The organism is Thioalkalivibrio sp. AKL8 (assembly GCF_000380525.1).
GTDB classification, from domain to species: domain Bacteria; phylum Pseudomonadota; class Gammaproteobacteria; order Ectothiorhodospirales; family Ectothiorhodospiraceae; genus Thioalkalivibrio; species Thioalkalivibrio versutus.
The window spans coordinates 1-20516 of record NZ_AQYF01000001.1 but is presented as its reverse complement, the minus strand read 5'-3'; the positions used below and the strand labels follow the sequence as shown (position 1 = coordinate 20516).

Annotated in this window: 20 protein-coding genes and 1 tRNA gene; 8 read left to right on the top strand and 13 right to left on the bottom strand. The window is 64.0% G+C overall.

Annotated features, from left to right (window positions below; all coding sequences use genetic code 11):
• Nucleotides 1-33 precede the first annotated feature (33 nt).
• From prsK to G335_RS0100095, 3 genes are all read right to left on the bottom strand, one after another.
• Complete coding sequence (gene prsK, locus G335_RS0100105; protein ID WP_018144847.1) at nt 34-2082, bottom strand: XrtA/PEP-CTERM system histidine kinase PrsK; 2049 nt, start codon at nt 2080-2082, stop codon at nt 34-36.
• 7 nt (nt 2083-2089) lie between these two features.
• Nucleotides 2090-3484, bottom strand: a complete 1395-nt coding sequence (locus G335_RS0100100) for a TIGR03013 family XrtA/PEP-CTERM system glycosyltransferase (protein ID WP_018144848.1) — start codon at nt 3482-3484, stop codon at nt 2090-2092.
• A gap of 159 nt (nt 3485-3643) precedes the next feature.
• On the bottom strand, nt 3644-4291 hold the full coding sequence (locus tag G335_RS0100095) for an XrtA/PEP-CTERM system exopolysaccharide export protein (RefSeq protein WP_018144849.1): 648 nt from the start codon (nt 4289-4291) through the stop codon (nt 3644-3646).
• Between the two features lie 250 nt (nt 4292-4541).
• Between G335_RS0100095 and G335_RS0100090 the strand changes: the two genes are divergently transcribed.
• From G335_RS0100090 to G335_RS0100075, 4 genes are all read left to right on the top strand, one after another.
• Nucleotides 4542-5318 (top strand): YdcF family protein, encoded by a 777-nt coding sequence (locus G335_RS0100090; RefSeq protein WP_018175538.1) that lies wholly within the window; start codon nt 4542-4544, stop codon nt 5316-5318.
• Between the two features lie 43 nt (nt 5319-5361).
• A complete protein-coding gene (gene galE, locus G335_RS0100085) occupies nt 5362-6342 on the top strand; it encodes a UDP-glucose 4-epimerase GalE (RefSeq protein ID WP_018175537.1) in 981 nt (326 codons plus the stop codon).
• Between the two features lie 66 nt (nt 6343-6408).
• The gene (locus tag G335_RS0100080) at nt 6409-6753 is read left to right on the top strand and encodes a nucleotidyltransferase family protein (protein WP_018175536.1); all 345 of its coding nucleotides are present in this window, start codon (nt 6409-6411) and stop codon (nt 6751-6753) included.
• Nucleotides 6750-7115 carry a nucleotidyltransferase substrate binding protein gene (locus tag G335_RS0100075; protein WP_017941922.1) on the top strand — a complete coding sequence of 122 codons (366 nt, stop codon included), beginning with the start codon at nt 6750-6752 and terminating at the stop codon, nt 7113-7115. The genes G335_RS0100080 and G335_RS0100075 overlap by 4 nt, the downstream gene beginning before the upstream one ends.
• Before the next feature lie 49 nt (nt 7116-7164).
• Here the strand turns inward: G335_RS0100075 and G335_RS0100070 are convergent, their stop codons facing one another.
• Together G335_RS0100070 and G335_RS0100065 are read right to left on the bottom strand one after the other, a co-directional pair.
• A complete protein-coding gene (locus tag G335_RS0100070) occupies nt 7165-10365 on the bottom strand; it encodes a DEAD/DEAH box helicase (RefSeq protein ID WP_018175535.1) in 3201 nt (1066 codons plus the stop codon).
• Complete coding sequence (locus G335_RS0100065) at nt 10362-10775, bottom strand: (deoxy)nucleoside triphosphate pyrophosphohydrolase (RefSeq protein WP_026304726.1); 414 nt, start codon at nt 10773-10775, stop codon at nt 10362-10364. The genes G335_RS0100070 and G335_RS0100065 overlap by 4 nt, the downstream gene beginning before the upstream one ends.
• A 913-nt stretch (nt 10776-11688) precedes the next feature.
• Here G335_RS0100065 and G335_RS14115 point away from each other — a divergent pair.
• Together G335_RS14115 and G335_RS0100060 are read left to right on the top strand one after the other, a co-directional pair.
• Entirely contained in the window at nt 11689-11976 is a 288-nt protein-coding gene (locus tag G335_RS14115) for a hypothetical protein (protein ID WP_155986091.1), read from the top strand.
• A gap of 93 nt (nt 11977-12069) precedes the next feature.
• Nucleotides 12070-12627: a zinc ribbon domain-containing protein gene (locus G335_RS0100060; protein ID WP_018175533.1), complete on the top strand. Its 558-nt coding sequence runs from the start codon at nt 12070-12072 to the stop codon at nt 12625-12627.
• Nucleotides 12628-13603: 976 nt separating this feature from the next.
• Here G335_RS0100060 and G335_RS14110 read toward each other — a convergent pair.
• The 7 genes from G335_RS14110 to moaC form a co-directional block, all read right to left on the bottom strand.
• Nucleotides 13604-14077 carry a hypothetical protein gene (locus G335_RS14110; RefSeq protein WP_155986092.1) on the bottom strand — a complete coding sequence of 158 codons (474 nt, stop codon included), beginning with the start codon at nt 14075-14077 and terminating at the stop codon, nt 13604-13606.
• A 616-nt stretch (nt 14078-14693) separates the two neighbouring features.
• Nucleotides 14694-15230, bottom strand: a complete 537-nt coding sequence (gene def, locus G335_RS0100045) for a peptide deformylase (RefSeq protein ID WP_018175530.1) — start codon at nt 15228-15230, stop codon at nt 14694-14696.
• 30 nt (nt 15231-15260) lie between these two features.
• Nucleotides 15261-15336, bottom strand: a tRNA-Phe gene (locus G335_RS0100040).
• A gap of 111 nt (nt 15337-15447) precedes the next feature.
• On the bottom strand, nt 15448-15723 hold the full coding sequence (locus G335_RS0100035; RefSeq protein WP_038032041.1) for an oxidative damage protection protein: 276 nt from the start codon (nt 15721-15723) through the stop codon (nt 15448-15450).
• Entirely contained in the window at nt 15707-16765 is a 1059-nt protein-coding gene (gene mutY, locus G335_RS0100030) for an A/G-specific adenine glycosylase (protein WP_018175529.1), read from the bottom strand. The genes G335_RS0100035 and mutY overlap by 17 nt, the downstream gene beginning before the upstream one ends.
• Nucleotides 16766-16816: 51 nt before the next feature.
• Nucleotides 16817-18997, bottom strand: a complete 2181-nt coding sequence (locus G335_RS0100025; RefSeq protein ID WP_018175528.1) for an AsmA family protein — start codon at nt 18995-18997, stop codon at nt 16817-16819.
• Entirely contained in the window at nt 18994-19482 is a 489-nt protein-coding gene (gene moaC, locus G335_RS0100020; protein WP_018144867.1) for a cyclic pyranopterin monophosphate synthase MoaC, read from the bottom strand. The genes G335_RS0100025 and moaC overlap by 4 nt, the downstream gene beginning before the upstream one ends.
• A 45-nt stretch (nt 19483-19527) precedes the next feature.
• Here moaC and moaD point away from each other — a divergent pair, with 45 nt between their 5' ends.
• Both moaD and G335_RS0100010 read left to right on the top strand, forming a co-directional pair.
• Entirely contained in the window at nt 19528-19761 is a 234-nt protein-coding gene (moaD, locus tag G335_RS0100015; RefSeq protein WP_018144868.1) for a molybdopterin converting factor subunit 1, read from the top strand.
• Nucleotide 19762: 1 nt separating this feature from the next.
• On the top strand, nt 19763-20200 hold the full coding sequence (locus tag G335_RS0100010) for a molybdenum cofactor biosynthesis protein MoaE (protein ID WP_018175527.1): 438 nt from the start codon (nt 19763-19765) through the stop codon (nt 20198-20200).
• 42 nt (nt 20201-20242) lie between these two features.
• On the opposite strand, the gene G335_RS0100005 is transcribed toward G335_RS0100010, so the two are convergent.
• On the bottom strand, nt 20243-20516 hold a 274-nt coding region (locus tag G335_RS0100005), incomplete at its 5' end, for a transposase (RefSeq protein WP_026148227.1).

The window sequence follows — 20516 nt, the reverse complement described above, 5'->3', positions numbered from 1 at the left end:
GGAGGACGTGATGGTGGACGGCGGGGAGGGTTGTCATGCGCCGTGCTGCGGCAGGCGCAACGTGAAGGTGGTCCCCTCGCCGACGCGGCTGGAAACATCGATCCGCCCGCCCATCCGGACCACCAGGTCGCGGGCCTCATACAGCCCAATACCCATGCCGGCGTTTCCCTTGGTGGTCTGAAACGGACGGAAGAGCCGCCGACGAACGAAGTCCTCGTCCATGCCGGACCCGTTATCCTTGATTCCGATAATGACCCATTGATCCCGGGTTTTCAGGGTCAAGGTTATATCGCCGTTATCCGGTGTGGCCTCCTGCGCATTCCGCACCAGGTGCAGCAGTACATTCCGCAGGGCATCACGGTTTCCGAGGACCTCCGCGGATGTGTCGATCGCCACTCGGGGCAGCGGATGGATCTCGCGGCTATCGCCGGCGACCTCGCGCAACAGGGTGTCCATGGCGATCGCCTGACGCGGGCTGTCGGCACCCGGTTGCGCCTTGCGCAACTGGGCGAGGGTGCGTTCCAGACGCTCGCGTGCATTGCCGACGGTGCGGAAGGCGTCCGCCACGAACTCGGGGTTGTCACGGTGACGCTCGGCGTTGGAGCTGATCAGGGACAGCTGGGCCGATACGTTCTTGAGGTCGTGGACCAGAAACGCCGCCAGCCGGTGGAAGGTCTCGAACTGACGCGCCTCCAGCAGCGCCTCGTCGGTCTGCACCAGGGCCACGTAGACCGCCAGCTGACGGCCCGCGGTCTTCAGCAGGTCGCGCTCCTCCCAGTCGATACGGTGCCGTGCCCGCGGCTGGGCGAGCACGACAAAGCCCTCCAGGCCATCGCTTTTCAGGAGCGGCACCACGGCCCAGTGGCGCGGGTTGTCGACCAGCCACTGCGGCAGATCGAGCCCGTGATAGAACGCCGGATCGCGGCGGAACTCGTCAATATCGATCACCCAGCCGGACTGCGTCAGAAACGCCACCAGCGGGTCGTCCGGTTCCATTGACGGATAGTCCGGCTGGCCCAGATTCAGGACCCCGTCAAGGGCGAAGGTGCTGTCGTCCCGACGAACCCACAACAACCCCCCCGGACTCTCGACCAGCTCGCCAATGGCCTGGATGGCCCGCTGGCGAAACGGGATCTCGTGGTCCGTCTGCGCCAGGGTGCCGGTAAACCGCAGCCACTCCTGGCGGTAGTCGTAGCGATAGTTGAAGAAGTGCTTGGCCAGCCAGACGCGCAACTGGGCGCGGACGCTGCCGGAAAACAGCACGATCGCCAGGAGCAGCACGGCCCCGAACAGCAGGGTGACCTGCAGCAGCGCGCCCAGATCGCCCCCGTGGTGGCGCAGGTAATACCCCGCGCCCCCGACCGCCAGCAGATACAGCCCGGCCCCGAACAGCGACGCGGTGTGAAACAGCAGATGGCGGGACACCGTGGGCCCCTCGCGGTGCGGCAGGCGCCGGCTCACCGCGACCGCGAGCAACGGGACCACCAGCGCGTTGACGAACCCGCGGGCCTGCCAGGACGGACTGTCGATCGTCTGGAACAGCACCAGATCCGCAAACAGGAACAGGTCGAACGCGAACAGGCCCCCCAGGCCCAGGCAGAGGAACTTGATCTCCCAGCGATTCTGCGGCGGCGTGTTGCGGTAGACCTGCTCCACCAGCACCAGTCCGGCAATCGCCATCAACAGGGTTGCCAGCCCCGGCCAGATGGCGCCCAGCAACTGTGGCCACAGCATCGGCACCAGGATGAACAGCAGGAACGCCGTGGTGGCCGCCCCCCACCAGCGCAACGCACGCGGCTCCACCCCGGGGCGGCTGCCACTGCCGGCGAGCAGCGCCAGCAACACCGCAAACCAACCGGCATTGCGCGCCACCTCCATCACCCCACCGGAGATCGCAGCACTGGTCCCGTAGTGCCAGGCCAGAAAGCCCAGATATCCCGCCCATCCCACCGACAGCAGCGAGGCCAGCACCATCCACAGGGCCGAGGGGCGATTGCGCCAGCGCACCACGGTCACAACGGCCAGGACCAGGAACGCAAGTGCCGCCGTCAGATAGCTCGTCGCGGCCAGGGGCATCAGCATCGCGGATTCAGCGGGCCCCGCGGCCGAACAGTACAACCTTGACGGTCTCGAACAGGATCAGGATGTCCAGAAACAGGGTGTGATTCTTCACGTAATACAGGTCGTACTGCAGCTTCTGCCGCGCATCCTCGACCGAGGCCCCGTAGGGATACCGCACCTGAGCCCAGCCGGTGATCCCCGGACGGATGGTGTGGCGCGCGGGGAAATAGGGGATCTGCTCGGTGAGCTGTCCGACGAACACCGGCCGCTCCGGGCGCGGTCCGACGAACGACATGCTGCCCTGGAAGACATTGATAACCTGCGGCAGTTCGTCGATGCGCAGCTTGCGGATAATGCGCCCGACACGGGTGATGCGGTCGTCGTCATGCACCGCCCAGCGCGCGACGCCATCGACCTCGGCGTCCTCGCGCATGCTGCGGAACTTGCAGACCTCGAACGGGACGTTCCCCTGACCCACCCGGGTCTGCCAGTAGAACACCGGGCCGCGACTCTCCAGCTTGATCGCCAGGGCGGTGGCCAGCATCACCGGCAGGGTCGCCGCCAGCAGTGTGGCGCTGGCCAGCACATCGAACGTTCGTTTCACCGCGTTGCGCGTCCAGTGCTGCCGGAAGCCTTCGCCGAAGATCAACCAGCTGGCGTTCAGCGAGTCCAGCTGGACCTTCTGCAATTCGCGCTCGAAGAAGCTCGAGACGTCGGTAACGGCAACCCCGTTGAGCTTGCACTCAAGCAGCTGCCCGATCGGCAGGTTGTGGCGTCGGTCGCGGATCGCGACCACGATCTCGTGTACTCGGTGCTCACGCGCCATGTCCAGCAGGCTGGCATCGCTCCCGAGCTGGAAATGGCGTCCCGGATCCCGCGCGCAATCCTTCTCGCCCTGGGTAGCGATGTACCCGAGGACCCGATACGGCAGCTCTTCCGAATACTTGTCCGGATGGATCGTGTCGATCGCGCAGGCCCGGCTGCCGGTGCCCAGCACCAGGACCCGGCGCTTGAAGGCATCCGCATCGGAAAAGTTGCGCCAGAGGGTCCTTTCGGCGACCAGACCGGTCAGCAGGAGCAGCACGCCGCCGCCGACTGCGATCGGCGAAAACAGCGCAGCCGGGACCATGGCGCCATAGGCCAGCAGCAGCCCGCCCACCACCAGGATGGCCGGAACCAGGCGCAGTAGCGACCGTAGCGTGCTGCGGGTCGCGAGGTAGTCGGATTCGTACAGGCCGGCCAGAGTGAGGACGACCAGGACGACCAGCGTCGCCACCATCAGCTGGGGGTCCAGCAGGCTGAGAGCCTCCGGCTGGAAGGGCGGCAGGGTCAGCACCGCATACAGGCACAGATACGCCACGAGCAACTCCGCGCCCGCGAGCATCAGGACGCGGCGGCGGATGTAGTGGCCAAAGATGCGCACGACTAGCCGCCTCGCCGAGGCGCGTGCACAGAAGAGTTGTTTGTCCTTTTCAGGGGGTCCATGGCTACCGTCCCCGAGCCCGATCAATGGGGGCGGTCGTTCCCGGGCGGTGCCTCAAAGGCCCACCCACCCGGAAACCGGCCCCCCGTTCCGGGTTCGTCAGAAGCGTCGTTCAGGAATGATCAGCGTGTCACCGGGCAGCATGTCCACGTTGGCCGAGATATCGCCACCGTTGACCAGGTCGTCCAGGCGCACCCCATATTGCTTGCGCTCGCCATTCTCGTTACGCACGATCACTGCGCGATTGCCAGCGGCAAATTCGGTGATGCCGCCCACCGCGATCATCACATCCATCACGCTCATCTCCTCGCGATATTGCAGCGCCTGCGGCGCGGCGGCCTGCCCGATCACGCGGATCTGGCGACTATAGGGCCCGGCAAAACCGGTCACCATCACCGTGACGATCGGGTCACGCAGGAAGCGGGACAGCTCCTCCTCCATCACACGGGCCAGCTCCGTGGGCGTCTGCCCGCTCGCCTGGACATCCTCGACCAACGGGGTCGTAATTTGCCCGTCGGGGCGTACCGAGACGCCGGTGGAAAGATCCGGGTTGCCGCGCACGGATACCTGCAGGGAATCGCCGGGACCGATGATGTACTGCTCGATCACCGTGCGCTCGATGGAGGTCGGGGCCTCCGGGTAATCCGTCGTGGCACAGCCTGCCAGCAACAAGGCCGGCAGCAGGATGACGAAGCCAAACCTTGGCCCGGACTTCGACCCGGCCTTTGGAGCATTGATCAGGGACATCACGACTCCCCCTTGGAGATTCTGGCGGTTGTTAGAGGCTTCACCCGACCGGGAACGGGGCCCGCACCGCACCTCAAAGGTCGCGGAAACTGGCTACGCTTACCGGGAATACCGGATTCCACAAGCAACTTGATGTTAGGCCTCGGGTATGAACAGAGTCCACGTAAGGTCTTCATTCCCGGCGCTCCAGGACTAACGTTCGTGTTACGGAGACGTCGGGCCATCTACCTCCACCGAACAGGAGTGTCCCGTGGAGTTTCTGTCTCTCCGCTTCCTTGCCGACTGGTTTCTGCTCCCGCCCAGCGGCCCGCTCCTGCTGGCCCTGGCGGGCCTGCTTCTGTACCGGACCCTGGCGGGCAAGGCCCTGTTGACCGGCGGGCTGCTCCTGACCTACGCGTTCAGCATCCCGCCCGTCAGTCACGCCCTCATGGCCCCGCTGCAGGCCGCCTACTCGCCGCCCGACACGGCCGCGCTGGAACACGCCGAGGCCATCGTCGTGCTCGGCGCCGGGTATCGCAGTGGTGCGGTGGAATTCTCCGGCGAAACGGTCAACGACCTGGCCCTGGTGCGACTGCGCTACGCCGCCGCCCTGCACCGGCAAACCGGACTCCCCGTGGTCGCCACCGGTGGCGGCCCGGAGGACCGGGAACCGGAAGCCCGCTGGATGGCCGAGGTCCTCGCGGAGTTCGGCGTCAGTCCGGTGTGGCAGGAAACCCGTGCGCGCGACACGGAAGGCAATGCCCGGCACGCGGCCGCGCTGTTGCACGAACGCGGCATACAACGCGTCCTGCTGGTCACCCATGCGCACCACCTGGCGCGCGCCACAGCGGCATTCGAACGCGCCGGGCTGGAGGCCATCCCGGCCCCGACCGGCGCCTTCGTCGCCCACGACACGAGGCTGTCGTTAGGCGCCTTCAAACCCCAGGCTAACGCCATGCGCACCAGCTGGCTCGCCATGCACGAGTACCTCGGTATTCTGTGGTATCGCTGGCAATACGGCCGTCGCCCGGCACCGCCGGACCCCTGACGCGCCCCGCCAGCCCCAACCCATCACAACCGGGGGGCGACGGATGAATCTGCTGGTAACGGGCGGTGCCGGATACATCGGCAGCCATGTCCTGCAGCATCTGCGCAGGGGCGGGCACGACGTCACCGTGTACGACAACCTCAGCACCGGGCACGCCTGGGCCGTGGGGAATACCGAGCTGGTCGTCGGCGACCTGGCGGATACCGGGCGCCTGCGAGAAACGCTCGAACGCGGCTTCGACGGCGTGCTGCACTTCGCCGCGCACATCATCGTGCCGGAATCGGTCACCGACCCGATCAAGTACTACGGCAACAACACCCGCAACACCTTCAACCTGCTGGAGGCCTGCGCCGCCACCGGCGTGCGCTACTTCGTGTTCTCCTCCACCGCCGCCGTCTACGGTATCCCCGACACCGTCTCGGTCGCGGAGGACGCACCGCTACAACCGATCAACCCCTACGGCGCCTCCAAGATGATGTCCGAGCGCATGCTCATGGACCTGGGCGCCGCCTCCGACCTGCGCTACATCAGCCTGCGCTACTTCAACGTCGCCGGCGCCGACCCCGAAGGCCGGCTGGGCCAGGCCACCCCGGACGCCACCCACCTGATCAAGGTCGCCTGCCAGGCCGCCACCGGCCAGCGCGACGGCATCACCGTATTCGGCACCGACTACGCCACCCGCGACGGCACCTGCGAACGCGACTACATCCACGTCGAGGACCTCGCCGCCGCCCACGTCCGCGCCCTGGAACACCTCAACGGTGGCGGCAACTCGCAGGTGCTCAACTGCGGATATGGCCACGCCTACAGCGTGCTCGAGGTCATCGACGCCGTGAAACGCGCCAGCGGCGTCGACTTCCCCGTCACCCTCGGCCCGCGCCGCGAAGGCGACCCACCCGCCCTGATGGCCGACGCCCGCCGCATCCGCCAGACCCTCGCCTGGGAACCGCGCTACGCCGACCTCGACCTCATCGTCCGCCATGCCCTCGCCTGGGAACAGAAGACGGCGCTACAGACCGCCTGATCCGTATCTCCCAGGCATTGAGGGCCGAATGCTATAGTCGAGCCAAAGCCCAAGGCGGTCCGAAACATGGCATCGACCCTCCACGCCAGCACCGGAAACACGGCAGAGGCACTCCCGCCCCGCGAACGTGTGAACCACCTCGCGCATGCGGCCGCGGAACTCGTACGCGAAGAATTCGGCCAGGATGCAAAGGTGTTCTGGTTCGGGTCCTGGCCACGCGGCACCGCTCGGTGGAACTCGGACATCGACCTCGCCGTGCTGCCTGCCAAGGAGGTTTCCATCAGCGACTGGGGCCGACTCCGCGGGCACATCGAGGACCTGCGCACCCTCTACACCTTCGACCTGGTGGATATGACCGAGGTCAGCGATGAATTGCGCAAGGAAATCGAAAGCGAGGGAATCCCGCTTTGACCACCGTCCGCGACAGTTTCGGCAAGGCCCTCGGCCGGCTTGAAGAAGCCCTGCAGGCGCCCACCAGCGACCTGGCCCGGGATGCCAGCATCCAGCGTTTCGAATTCACCTTCGAACTGGCGTGGAAATCCGTAAAGGCAGCCGCGGTGCCCGAAGGGCTGGAGTGCGCGTCGCCACGATCCTGCCTGCGATTGGCTCTGAGCCAGAGCTGGATATCGGATGAGGCCATCTGGCTCGCCATGCTGGATGACCGCAACCGCGCCTCGCACACCTACGACGAGAAGCTGGCCGAGCAACTCTACTCCCGGCTGCCGGGATATCTGCCCGCCTTGCGGCAGCTCCAGGCCGCGCTACCCACCTGAGAGCAAATCCCCAGGCAACCAGCACTCAAGCAAGCCTGTACTTCTTCCTTTACAGGACCGTCCGACGGGCGAGGTGCAGGAGCCGGGCGGGCAGTTCGTAATCCAGCTCCCAGACGATGCTCATCGGCTTGCTGCCTTCGTGGCGCTGGTAGCGCACCGGGCCGCAGAAGGTGAATGGCTGGCTCAATCCGGTGGTGTCGCGCTTGGCCGGACGTATGAACAGCATGGGGGTGTAACCGAGCTGTTCGTGGTAGATGTAGCGCTGCCCGGTTTCCGAGCTGGGTGAGGTGCCGGACTGCGACTGCCAGTGGAACCGCCGCTCGTTGAGGGCGTAGTCCTCGTACATGGTGGTGGGGGAGAACTCCTGCTCGGATTTTTCCAGGGTGACGAACAGCGCATCCACGCGCCGTTCCGGTACGTGCCGGACACCCTCCTGCTGAGTGATGGGCTTCTCCAGGCTACCGAGGCCGAGCGCCAGCAGGATCTGCTCGCGGGTATAGGACGCGTGCAGTTCCAACGGACCGGTCTGCTCCAGGAATGTGATGCCGCTGGCGGGGACGATGCGCTCGTGTCGCCAAGCGGCGACCTCCTGCAGATCCCGGTAAAGGGGGCGCTGTTCGCGGACGAAACCGTCCACGGCCGAGAGGTCCCCATCCCCCGGCCGTGTCTTGCCCCATAGCGTGCTGTGGACGAGGGCCAGTCGAAGCCGATCCTCTTCGCCAAGCTGTTCCACGTTCGCCGCCGGCTGCGCCAGATGGGTCTGCAGGGTTTCCAGCAACTGCCGATCGTCACACCGTGCCAGGCGCTGCAGCCCGCGTTTGAGGCTGCTGGCATAGGGCCCCAGGGCTTCGGTCGATTCTCCTCCGCAGTCTGCGCGCAGCCGGGAGGGCAGGTCCTTGCGCAGCAGGTCTTCGGCATCATCCATATGCAGGCAGTCGAGCATCCTGGACAGGCTCGCGGAGTCGATGTCCTCCTGGAAACAGGCCTTCAGCTCGCGCACGATCTGCGGGCGCTGGCGGTTGATCTGTGCACGGATGTTGTCGAGGACCCGCTGGGTGGCCAGGCGGTCGAGGTGGATCAGGCAGCCGCTGGGCAACCAGGGGAAGCCCTCCTGGATCTGGTGATCCACCCGTTTCTCCGGCCGCGCGCTCAAGGCCCGGAACCGATCGGCATAACGAAAACGCCGATCCTGCGGCGCCACGAAATCCAGCACGGTCAGGTGTGGCTTGCCCTCGTGCAACCGCAGTCCGCGGCCCATCTGCTGCAGGTAGACGGTCAGGCTCTCGGTCGGGCGCAGCAGCAAAACGGTGTCCACCTCCGGCAGGTCCACGCCTTCGTTATAGAGGTCCACCGTAAAGATGAAGCGGATGCGCCCCTCGCGCAGGTCGCGCTGTACCGACTGCCGCTCATGATCCGAGCTGTCGCCGGTTAGCACCGCGCTGGGCACCTGCTTGGCCGAAAAATGCTCGGCCATGAACCGGGCATGGGCTCGACTGATGCAAAAGCCCAACCCGCGAACCGAGCCGAGATCCGTCGCGTGTTCATGGGCCTGCTGCAGGACCCAATCGGCGCGCGCCCGGTTGCCGGTGAACACCCCTTCCAGTTCTTCGGCGTCATAGCCCCCGCGCCGCCAGCTCACCCGGCTCAGATCCACGGACTCATGGTCGGCCACACCGAAGTAATGGAACGGGACCAGCAGGCGCCGCTCGATCGCATCCGGCAGGCGGATCTCATGGGTGTAGCGGTGGCCGAAGTGCTGGCGGATATCGTCGGCATCCGTGCGCTCCGGCGTCGCCGTCAGGCCCAGCAGGCACTTGGGCCGCACATGGTCGAGGATGCGCTGGTAACTGCCGGCGCTACTGTGGTGCGCCTCATCCAGCACCACGTAATCGAAATGCTCCGGGGCCAGCCGGTCGAGGTCTCGCGCATTCCAGCTCTGCACCGTACAGAACAGATGGCGGTCCTGACTCGGGCGCGCCCCACCCACCAGCAAGTCACCGAATTCGTGGTCCTGCAGCACTTGGCGGAAGCTCGCCATTGCCTGACGCAGGATCTCCTCGCGGTGCGCGATGAACAACAACGACGGACGCCCCTTATCCGCCTGCTCACGCGCAAAGCGCCGATAGTCGAACGCGGCGATCATGGTCTTGCCGGTCCCGGTGGCGGCGATCACCAGATGGCGGTCGATGCCCGAACGGCGTTCGCGCTGGATGTCCTCCAGGATCTCCTGCTGAAAAGCGTAAGGCCGCAGGTCGAAGAACGCGGTGGCGTCTTTCTGCGCCCCGGGCCCCGAGCTGGATTCCGATTCCAGTGCCTGTTGCAGGCGGGGAAGGTCATCGGTGGTGAGCGGTTCGAACTCCGCCGGGTCTGCCCAATGCGCCTCGAACGAGGTCTGGATCTGGCGCCACATGTGCGGCAGCTCGTACTCGCTGACCTTGGCCGTCCACTCCAGCCCCTCATCCATCGCCACGCGCGAGACATTCGCCGAGCCGATATAGGCACTACCGAACCCCGTGCTTCGATGAAACAGGTAGGCCTTGGCGTGCAGGCGCGTGCGGTGCGTGTCGTACGAGACCCGAATCTCCGTGTTCGGCAGGCTTAGCAGAAACTCGATCGCCTTCAGATCCGTGGCCCCGAGGTACGAGGTCGTCGCGATCCGCAGCCTGGGTGCGCCATCAGCGGTCGGGGTTTCGGTAAAGCGCTTCAGCGTTTCGCGCAGGGCGCGAATCCCGCTCCACTTGATGAAGGACACCAGCCAATCGGCCCGCTCCGCACTGGCCAGCTCCTTCTCGATCTGCGTCACCAGACTCGGCGTGCGATCGGACCCGGTGAGCAGGCTGGACAGCGCCAACGGTATGTCCGGCCGCGGTGTCTCCTGTTGCCCCACCTGGTCGGCAGCCGGAGAGCGCACCTCCAACAACTGCCGAAACGGCGGCCGGGGAAGGTCTTCCTCGATCCCGGATAGCGGATGCCCCGCCGCAGCCAGCGCATCCGCCAGCCCCTGCACGGCCCGGGTCCAGTCCTCGTGTCCCTTCTCGCGCAGCTCACCCGCGCGCTCCCCGAGCCGCTGGGCCAGCTCGGCGACCAGGCTCATCGCGAGATCGTCGCCCTCCAGGCCCTGGCTCCAGCGGGCGTGCTCCTCCAGCCCCAAGGCCTCCAGCGCCTGCCGTACCCGAGGCGTATCCAACCGTTCATGCAGACCGACCCATTGGGCACCGGACAGGGATTTGGCGGCGTTATCTCGGCTCATCCGGAACGTGCGGCAATAAAGGCTTCGAGCAATGGGATGTCCGCAGGCGCAAGCTCGAGCCCTTGAGCCTCCAATGGCGACAACCAGCACCAGTGATCGTGCACCGTCAGCACCGGGCTCTCATCTTCCGTCCACGCCCGCAGCGCCACCAGCTCAAGGCCCCCATTACCCGGAATCGGTGTGCGCCCGACCTCTTCCCCCACCCGTATCTCCATCGCGAGCTCTTCACGGAATTCGCGGCACAACGCAGCCTCCAGGCTTTCGCCCGGCTCTGCCTTGCCCCCGGGGAATTCCCAACATCCCGCCAGCGCCTGATCGGCCCCGCGACGCGCCAGAAAGATACGCCCCTGTGCATCCTCCAGAATGCCGCAGACCACCACCGCCTGATTCACTTCCGTGAGCGTTTCCAACACCGGCTCTCCGTTTACTCCAGCCGGATCGTACCAGGGAACGCCGCCACGGCTACTGCAGAACCCCCAACTCCCAGAGACCGCCTGCTCTCTCTTCCCGGTTACGCCAATTCCGGGATAACGGTGATATCCCGTTTCTGTCTAGGACCGTGCTATCTAACGCCCGTACCGCGGATATCCCCGTCTCGAGCCGAACCATTCCACCCGCAAACCTTCCCCTGAGTCTCACCCACGTTCGACCGACAGACCGATGTAAGACATCACCAAACGCCGATTAATCCTGGTCCGAGCGTGTGTGGCGCGCTACCACTCGACGCGACACTTACTACCATGATAAAAGAATGGTTTACCAATAACGCTTTACCTGAAACACGAGACCCCCGGGGCAACATGCAGAACCCGCATATCACCAATATGACTGACGCCCTCGAATCTAATGTTAGGGCGATAATCAGAGAATGAAAGGATACGCTCGAAAACATTGGAAGGACTTTAGAGACGAAGTCATTGAGCTAGATGGCAGCGTTTGTAGTGTCTGTGGGCGCGGCGAGCCAGACGTTTACTTGCAAGTTCATAACAAGCGCTATATTCCAAACAAACTCCCGTGGGAATATGCATACACGGACTGCGCTACGCTATGCAAGGGATGCCATGCGGCAGAGCATGGGATAATACCTCCTAGGTTCGGCTGGGAATACGTTGGTTATGATGATCTGGGCGATCTTATTGGCACCTGTGAGTTATGTGGCAGTAGTTTACGTCACCAATTCTTTGTGTTTCATGACAGATGGGGCACTATGAAGGTCGGAACATACTGTTGTGACTCCTCGACGGACACAGAGGTCGCTTCGAACCTCGCCGACTCAAAAAAACGCCATGAAGACAGAAAAAGACGATTCATTCAATCAAGCAGATGGAAATTAAGCGGAAATATACACAAAATCAAACAAAAAAGATTTCCGTCGTTATAATGTCAAGTGATGGCTCATATCGTATTGCGATGAATGGCGCCAAAGGAAAATTGGTTTTCTCCACTATTGACGAAGCGAAAGAACACATATTTGAGGCGATTGAGAGTGGCAAAGCCGGTGAGTATCTTGCGAAGCATAAACAATTGCCCCAACACGGCACTTCAGGTGACCGCTGGCGCAGCGCGACGATAGGAGCGACGCGCCAGCGGTCACCTGAGTTCGGACGTTAGGCCCAGACAGACGCGTTATCAAACATTTTCGGCAAGCTGTTCCGTGAAGTTTTGGACAGGCCCAGTCGTCCCTTTTATAGAAGGAAGGAAGCCATGGCAGATTCGACTGTCTGTGGGAATTGTGGTGAAACGCTCACTGAGCTGGGTAGCACTTCTGTCGAGAAGCGTCAGCCCTGTCCCAGGTGCGGCTCGACTCGCAGGAATTTTTCAGTTGAGATAACGGATTCGGTCACCGCTTCAGCTAGCGTTACCGCTACCGTCGTCACGTACCCAAACGCGCTGCTGACCATTGCTCGGAGCCTGATTGATCAGGGGCACTTCAACATTTCGATCGTGACGTTGCTAATGGCTTGTGAGGTTGCTGCCGAACGCGCTTTCGACGCTGCGTACTCGGCCAAGAATCTGGAGACCCTGGGCGAAGCCGTAGATGGCCTGATGAACGGACATAACCTTGCGAACGATAAGCACCGAAAGCTCTACAACGCGCTCACCGGTGTGGAACTCGAGGGACAGTACTTCTGGCCGCGGTTCAAAAGCGCTTCCGAGAAACGGAACTCTATAGTCCACAGGGGCGGACACGCGAACAAAGACGAGGCTGAGGCCGCCTTGCAGGCGGCCAGAGAGTTGATAACGTATCTGAAGCAGATCTGAACTTCGTGAACTTCGGGGTCGAACCTTGCCTTTTGCCCTTAGTGACAGTGCACTCTTCCCGTCGAATGATTTTTATGACAGCACTGGCCGGGCGGTGAACTCTTCCGACAACCGCCACCATGAAACACGGTGTCAGTCTGATAGCCAGACCCCATGGTTACAGGGCCAGACCCAGCCAATGCTGGAAGACTCATAAACACTGCTACAGCGGCTAGAATCAAGATCCTCATACTCATTCCCCCTTGAAATTCAATTTAACTGCCTTCGGCGGCCTACCTAGGGCTCTCCCCCCCTACGCGATAAACCAACCGTTAACCAGCATAAACCAAAACAGCCTCGTCATCTCGCTCTTTCGTCGTGCCAATCTGGTCTTCACGCCCTCGACGTGGCGCAGATCGAGGGCAACATCGGCCCGTCGGTGCAGCCGAATGTGGCCGCGCGCTTCACCTGGTAGCCCTGCGGCGCCTAAACGAGGGACGGTTGCGTATGCCAGTGAAGCCGCCCGATGGGGCGGTAACGGCGGGGATTCTTAGCATGGGCCCCGGCATCATCTGGAGGGAGGCCAGAGGAAGTCGCGGGTAACCTCCCGCTGGGCCGTCCCGGGGAGACTTCTTTGGACCTTTCTCACTGCCCGTAGCTAATCCCCTCCCTCAAGGTCCACAACTTAGTACCTCGAAAGACAAATCCCGTTCGGCCGCCAAACATCCCGGGGCTATCAGTGACGGTTACTTTTTGGCCTCCCTGCATGACCACGCAGCGCCCCTGTTCTATGTAGGCCTCGAAGCTGCCCATATCGTCTGCACCTACGAATGACACCATATCTTGGATCCATTGCTCCTGAAGGCATGCAACGTAACCTTCATTCGTAGTTCCTTGCATTCCCCAAGCAGGAAGTGCGGTAACCGAAAAAGAAAATACCACCAATGTCATTATACGCTTCACTTTTACCCCCCCCCCTTTGAAACTCAACAACCTGCTAGCGCGTGCACCCCTGGACGCTGCTACCGTGCTTCACACGTACAATCGATGCGTCACGAATCTCATAATCCACTGTAATCCCGATAGCCGGGTATTTGTTCGACTGAATGCAGTATCCTCTTTTCTGCATCATGCTCCCCGGGTAAAGCTCATCGGCTCTCGTCTTAAAGTCCGCATCACGATGCGAGTACCAGCGAGAAATGATGTTATTGATCATCATCAGATTAGTATCCATCCCCACGTCGTGTTCTGACATGCACCCCGGATCGTCAAAGGTAATTGTGCCAACTCGACCCGTTAATGTTTCGTGAAAGTATCTACTCTTGTGGTCGGTCGTCTGAATGTAGGTGCAGTTCTGACCACGATCGTTTTGTATATGACCTCTCGACTGAAACTCGTTTGCCGCGTGCAGTGGAGCTGACGCAGCAAGAAGCAAGGCGAGACCAACTGCTACAGGGGCCCGGTTTTTCATGCGATCTCCTAGGTTCTTTATGTGGGTCTCAATGGATGAACTCTCCATGAGAAAGCATACGCGTTGAAGCTAGAAAACCCGAGCAACCCGGTCTGCATGGAACTGATCCAGTCGTGCAACGGGTGTCCCGCCCAATGAACACTCGTGAACTGCCCGACAACGGGGAGCAGGAGCGACCGCCGTGGTGGACATGCTACCTATGGGGCTATGAGTGTGCCTTCGAGCTGGAATAGGGGCTGAGCGCATACGTGGACCACGGGGTCAAACCTTGCCTTTTGCCCTGCGGCGTCCCTCTCTGAAGCATCCCACCACGCCGTTCCCGGCTAATAGGGTCGGACCACAATAAGCTGCTGATCCATGAACGCAATCCATCCTTATCCCTTATTTCGGGCTTGCCAGCGATTTTAACCGCTTAAACGCCACGTCCTGGCTGACGGGTCACTCTCGCCGCATCTTGCGCGAAAAAACGGTCTTTCACCGGCTCCAGACCAGATTGTTAAGCCTTTTTGAGCGGCAAATCAGTTGCGTATAGAGATTCGTCCCGGAATCCAGGACGGAGTGGATGGTTCGCCTGGAAGTGCGAACGTAAAGCGGTAGCAGTTCATCATCCGCACCGTCAGTCAGCGGCGTGGAATTCGCGGTATTCGTCGAGGAAGGCGAGGCGCGTGGTGTCGGTGAGGCGGTCGATGTAGAGCTTGCCGTCGAGGTGGTCGATCTCGTGCTGGAAGACGGTGGCGAGAAAGCCTTCGGGCTCCAGATGGCACGGCGTTCCGTCCGGCTCGCGGTAGTCCACGGCAATGTGCCGCGGTCGCGCAACTTCGCCACGCAGGCCGGGTACGGAGAGGCAGCCTTCCCAGTAGCGCTGCGGCGTCGGGTCGAGCACGGTCACGGCCGGGTTGACGAGAACCAGGCGGCCGGTGGGCACAGCATCGGGGTAGCGGCTGTTACCGGGCTCGATCTCGATCACGGCAACGCGTTGAGGCACACCGATCTGGGCGGCGGCCAGGCCGAGCCCTTCGTTGGCGTGCATGGTGTCGACGAGGTCGTCCACCAGGGCGTGCAGGTCGGGCCTGTCAAAATCGGATTCGGGTACCGGGTCGCAGACGCGACGCAGGTCGGGGTGTCCCATGCGCAGGATATGGCGAACGCTCATGGGAAAGATGGTGCCACAAGGGGGAAATAATGGTGGCCGGGGACGGAATCGAACCGCCGACACGGGGATTTTCAATCCCCTGCTCTACCGACTGAGCTACCCGGCCATACTTCGGGGGAATCGTCCTGCGGACGAAGGGCGGTATTAAAGCCGTCCGGCGGCCCCACGTCAAGCGCGCGGGACCGCCAGATCGATACGAGCCGCGGAAAACTGCGACTCAGGAGGCGTTCGGGTCGACGAAACCTTCCGGCTTTTCCGAACCGTCGCCGAACAGGAACTTCTCCATTTCCTCTTCGAGGAACTTGCGCGCCTTGGGGTCGACCGGGGTCAGGCGGTATTCGTTGATCAGCATGGTCTGGTGGCTCAGCCAGGCCTGCCAGGCCTCCTTGGACACGTTCAGGTAGATCTTCTTGCCCATCTCGCCGGGATAGGGCGGGAAGTCGAGCCCGTCCGCCTCTTTGCCGAGTTTCACGCAGTTAACGGTTCGTGCCATTGCCGGGATCCTTGTCGTCGTGCAGATAACGCTGGATGGGGGCCGGGATGCCGACCGCCCGTGATGTGCCGGGTTTATACCAAATCACCCTGTTCCCTTCCATGATCCCACACGCGCCAGCCGGGAGGTCGAAGGGCCGGATGCGCAGATCCAGGCGGTAGTGGCTGAAGCTGTGCTGGAGCCCGTGATCGGCACCGGACGGGGTAGCACCGGGCCACTGAACGAGCACCCAGTCTTCCAGGGCCTCGGCGGTTTCGGCCTCGGGCAGGCTGTAGAGCCCGCCCCAGATACCGTCCTGTTCGCGCTGGATCAACGCGATACCCTCCGGCGCCCGCAGACAGGCGGCCCAACGCGTGCGTGTGGGCAGATCGCGGCGCGGCCGGGGCGAAGGCAGCATGCCGGTCAGGCCCTGCTGCGCGGCGCCGCAGTCCGCGTGCACCGGGCAGGCCTCACAGGCGGGGCGGCTGCGAGAACAGAGCAGGGCGCCCAGGTCCATGATCGCCTGGGTGTAATCCGCGCAGCGTGTGGCAGGGGTACGCGCCTCGGCCTCGGCCCACAGTTCGCGCTGGACGGCGGTACTGCCCGGCCAGCCGTGGATCGCCGCGTGACGGGCGAGTACGCGCTTGGCATTGCCATCCAGGATGGCCTCGGGCACGTCGTGCGCCTGGGCGATGATGGCGGCGGCGGTGGAGCGCCCGATGCCCGGCAGTTGTTCCAGGCCCGCGCGCTCGGCGGGGAATACGCCCCCGTGTTCCTCGACCACCACCTGTGCGGCGCGGTGCAGGTTGCGCGCACGGGCGTAATAGCCAAGCCCCGACCACTGGTGCAGCACAGCGTCCTGCGGGGCCGTGGCAAGGCTTTGCACGTCGGGGAACTGCTCCATGAAGCGCAGGAAGTAGGGGACGACGGTCTCCACCCGGGTCTGCTGCAGCATGATCTCGGAGACCCACACCCGATAGGGCGTGCGCGGATGCTGCCACGGCAGGTCCTGGCGGCCGTGGCGATCGAACCAGGCGAGCAGCCGCTCGGCGAAGGCGTTCATGGGCGAATCGACCATGGCGGCACCCGCACCGGGGGCGGGCGCCGCGGGTGATCAGCGACTGCGGAAGCGATCCAGGAGCCGGTCGGACTCCTGCTCAATGCGCTCGCGGGCGCGCTCTTCTTCCTCGTCCAGGCGTTCGCGGACACGATCCTCTTCCTCTTGCACGCGTTCGCGGACCTCGCCCTCGTAACGGTCCCGCAGGGCGTCCTCCAGGTCGAGACGGAAGCTCGGGTCGGTGAACGTGCCGCTGATGCGGATCGGCAGCGTCACGCCGCGTAGATCGTCGAGTTCCCGGCCACCCTGGCCCTCCAGCGTGCCGACCACGGTGCTGTTCACGCGGTAGTCGAGGGTGTCGTCGTTCAGGTCGGCCTGGCCTTCGCCGCTCACCCGCAGCAGGGGCGAGCTGGCCGCCAGGTCCTCGTTGCGCACGATGCCGTCGCGAATGGTGAAGCTGCCGGTCAGTTCGCTGAAATCGGTCTGGTTGGGTTCTTCCTCCTCCAGCGACTCCCCGCGCAGACGGGCCTCGGCCCGGCGGATGATCTGGGCCACGTTGATGCCGCGAACGGCGCCATCCTCGAAGCGCATGTTGCCGGAGCCGTTCAGGGCACCCTTCAGCTCGCTCAGAAGCTCGCCCCGGGTGGCAATGTCCAGCTCCAGGTTGCCAGTACCCATCAGGCGCGCATCGTCGCCCTGAAAGTCTTCCAGCAGGGCCCCGATATCCAGGGCCTGCAGGTCGGCTGCCAGCTCGTAGCGCGGGGCATCGTGGCGCGCGTCCAGGCGCAGGCGGCTGCTCAGCTCGCCGTCGTAGGCCGCGGCATTCAGGGGCTGGATATTCCAGTCGCCCGCCTCGGCGCGGATCTGCAGCTCGATGTTGCGCAGGACCATGCCCATCACGTCGAGGCGGCCCAGCGCCGCGCTGCCATCCACATCGACGCTGCGCAGGGCCTCCAGCGGCAACTCGATGGCGATATCCTCGTCGGCTTCGCCATTGCCATTGCCGTTTTCCGTGCGCGCCTCTTCCACTTCCGGCGGCAGGTAGCGGTCGAGATTCAGGCGCTCGCCGGAGACATCGAAGGTAATCAGCGGACGTTCGCCGCGGCCATCCCAGCCCGCGGAACCGCTCAGCATGGCGTCATCCACGGTGATCAGGAACGGGTCCATGTTCAACGCCTGGAAGCTGCCGTGGGCGGACAGGTCCAGGGCAACCCGGGCCAGGGCATCCGGATCGCTGGTTCTGGGGGCGTCCATTCCCAGGTCGGTCAACACGTCCTTGAGGTTGAAGGTGTTGGTGCGCATCTCGCTCCGGATCTGCGGCTGCTCGCCATCCAGCTCGGACAGCTCGGCAAACCCGGTCATGCGCACGCCGGCGACACCCAGCGTCAGACGCTCCAGGCGCAGGGACATCGCGTCGGCCATTTCCAGGGCGACATCGGTTTCCAGGGTCATGCCCACGGCGCGCGGCAAGCCACCACCGTCGAGGCCCAGGGTGGCGTTCAGACGACGCACGGAGTAGCGCTCGTTGAGCAGGTCGACGTTCATCAGCCCGCCGAGGTCGAGCGCGAGCTCCACGGGTTCGGCCAGATCGCCGCCCTCGGCGCGCACGACCGCTTCCAGATCCAGCCGCGTCTCGACGCCCGGGCGGAAGCGCCCAATCTGCAGCTCGAACGGGTCCAGGGTGGCCTGCATGCCGGTCTCGCGATCATCCCAGTGCACCCGGGCATTGGTCAGGGAGATTCCGGCCACGTCGATGCGCTGCAGGGCCAGCCGGGTCTCGGTCGTGGTGCGCTCGTCGTCATCCGCACCCACGGCCTCGTCGCGGGCGGCGCCCGCGTGATCCAGCAGGTCGTCCCAGTTGTTGCGGCCCTGTTCGTCACGCGCCAGGTTCAGACGCACGCCGTCGGCCTGCACGCGCTGGACCTCCAGCTCGCGGCGCAGCAGCGGCATCACCGCCACCGCGACATCCACCACGTCGACCTCGGCGAACGGCTCGTCGCCAAAGCCCTCGGCATTGCCGAAGCGCACCTCTTCCAGACGCAGCCCAAGGCTGGGGAACAGGGTCAGGCCGATCGGCCCGGAGAGGGTCAGCTCGCGCCCGGTCGCTTCCTGCACCTCCGCTTCGATGCGCTCCTTGTAATCATTGGCATCGAAGGTGATCAGCAGGTAGGCGGCCACGATGATGGCCAGCAGGATCAGTACGGCGATCAGGCCCAGCAGGCGCTTGATCCATTTCATTCGGAATCTCCTTTCGGTTCGGCCCGCCAGGTGCCACTGCGGCCCCCGCGTTTCTCGAGCAGGCGAACACCATCAATTTGCATGCCGCGATCCACGGCCTTGCACATGTCATAAACCGTCAGCAGCGCAGTGGATACGGCGGTCAGCGCCTCCATCTCCACCCCGGTCTGGGCGTGCACCTCGCAGGTGGCCTGCACGCGCACGGCGGTGTCTTCCGTCTCCAGATCCAGGGCCACCCGGGTCAGGCCGATCGGGTGGCAAAGCGGGATCAGGTCGCCGGTCTTCTTGGCCCCCATGATGCCAGCCACGCGGGCAATACCCAGGACGTCCCCTTTCGCATGGCGGCCTTCGCGGATGCGCTGCAGGGTGTCCGGCTGCATGTGGATCCGGCCCTCGGCGATCGCCACGCGATGGGTGACGGACTTTTCGCCAACATCGACCATGTGCGCATGGCCTTCGGCATCGAAGTGAGTGAATTCGTTCATGCCGGCTATAATGCTTGACTCGCAGTCATGTTTACAGGGGCCGGAATGACCGTAAGCGTTCACTATTTCGCGCGATTGCGCGAGGAACTGGGCCGCCAGGGCGAAGAAGTGGCCCTGCCCGGAGAAGGCCTGACCGTCGGCGAGCTGTGGCGGCACCTGCACCAGGATGCCCCCCCGGAACGCCTGATGGCCGCGGTCAACCAGGAACAGGCGAGCCTGGAGACCCCGGTGCGCGATGGCGACGAGGTCGCCTACTTCCCGCCGGTGACCGGGGGCTAGGGTGGCGGTCGAGATCCACACCCGCGACTTCGACCCCTGGGAGGTCGTCCGCCAGGCCGAGCAATCCATCCCGGCGAACGCCCGCGGCGCGGCCAGCGTTTTCGTCGGCCGCATGCGCGACTTCAACGAGGACGAGGACGTGACCGGCCTGTTCCTGGAGCACTATCCGGGGATGACCGAGCGCGAGCTGGAGCGCATCGTCGCCGAGGCCGAGGCGCGCTGGCCGCTGCTGGGCTGCCATGTGGCCCACCGCGTCGGCGATGTGCGTCCCGGCGATGCCCTGGTGCTGGTGGCCACCTGGTCCGCCCACCGCATCGCCGCCCGCGACGCCTGCAGTGACATCCTCGAACGCCTGAAGCACGAGGCCCCGTTCTGGAAACGCGAGACCCTCACCGACGGCAGCAGCCGCTGGGTGGAGAAAAACACCCCGGGCTTCTGACCCCACCGCCCTGTTCGCATCCCCGGTAGATACCGTCTTGCCCTACGGGGTGCAAGGAGTTTCATGGCGGGCTTGATACGGGGTTTGGGATTTGAGCACACCGAAGGCGATGTGCAGGAGTTTGCGCATGGCCGCCCCGATCGCCGACATCTTGGCCTTGCCGCGTGTCAGCAGACGTTGATGCTGGTGTCGCACGTCCGGGTTGTACCGGGTCGCCACCACCGCCGCCATGTAGAGCGCCTTGCGCAGTCGGCTGGAACCGATCTTCGCCAACCGCGAGGGCCGCCGGACCGTGGTCCCCGATTCTTCCAGGACC

Excerpts from the sequence above, each read along its gene's own strand:
- prsK (WP_018144847.1), bottom strand. The coding sequence starts at position 2,082 with ATGCTGATGCCCCTGGCCGCGACGAGCTATCTGACGGCGGCACTTGCG.
- G335_RS0100095 (WP_018144849.1), bottom strand. The coding sequence starts at position 4,291 with ATGTCCCTGATCAATGCTCCAAAGGCCGGGTCGAAGTCCGGGCCAAGG.
- galE (WP_018175537.1), top strand. The coding sequence starts at position 5,362 with ATGAATCTGCTGGTAACGGGCGGTGCCGGATACATCGGCAGCCATGTC.
- G335_RS0100080 (WP_018175536.1), top strand. The coding sequence starts at position 6,409 with ATGGCATCGACCCTCCACGCCAGCACCGGAAACACGGCAGAGGCACTC.
- G335_RS0100070 (WP_018175535.1), bottom strand. The coding sequence starts at position 10,365 with ATGAGCCGAGATAACGCCGCCAAATCCCTGTCCGGTGCCCAATGGGTC.
- G335_RS14115 (WP_155986091.1), top strand. The coding sequence starts at position 11,689 with ATGGAAATTAAGCGGAAATATACACAAAATCAAACAAAAAAGATTTCC.
- G335_RS0100060 (WP_018175533.1), top strand. The coding sequence starts at position 12,070 with ATGGCAGATTCGACTGTCTGTGGGAATTGTGGTGAAACGCTCACTGAG.
- G335_RS14110 (WP_155986092.1), bottom strand. The coding sequence starts at position 14,077 with ATGAAAAACCGGGCCCCTGTAGCAGTTGGTCTCGCCTTGCTTCTTGCT.
- def (WP_018175530.1), bottom strand. The coding sequence starts at position 15,230 with ATGAGCGTTCGCCATATCCTGCGCATGGGACACCCCGACCTGCGTCGC.
- G335_RS0100035 (WP_038032041.1), bottom strand. The coding sequence starts at position 15,723 with ATGGCACGAACCGTTAACTGCGTGAAACTCGGCAAAGAGGCGGACGGG.
- mutY (WP_018175529.1), bottom strand. The coding sequence starts at position 16,765 with ATGAACGCCTTCGCCGAGCGGCTGCTCGCCTGGTTCGATCGCCACGGC.
- G335_RS0100025 (WP_018175528.1), bottom strand. The coding sequence starts at position 18,997 with ATGAAATGGATCAAGCGCCTGCTGGGCCTGATCGCCGTACTGATCCTG.
- moaC (WP_018144867.1), bottom strand. The coding sequence starts at position 19,482 with ATGAACGAATTCACTCACTTCGATGCCGAAGGCCATGCGCACATGGTC.
- moaD (WP_018144868.1), top strand. The coding sequence starts at position 19,528 with ATGACCGTAAGCGTTCACTATTTCGCGCGATTGCGCGAGGAACTGGGC.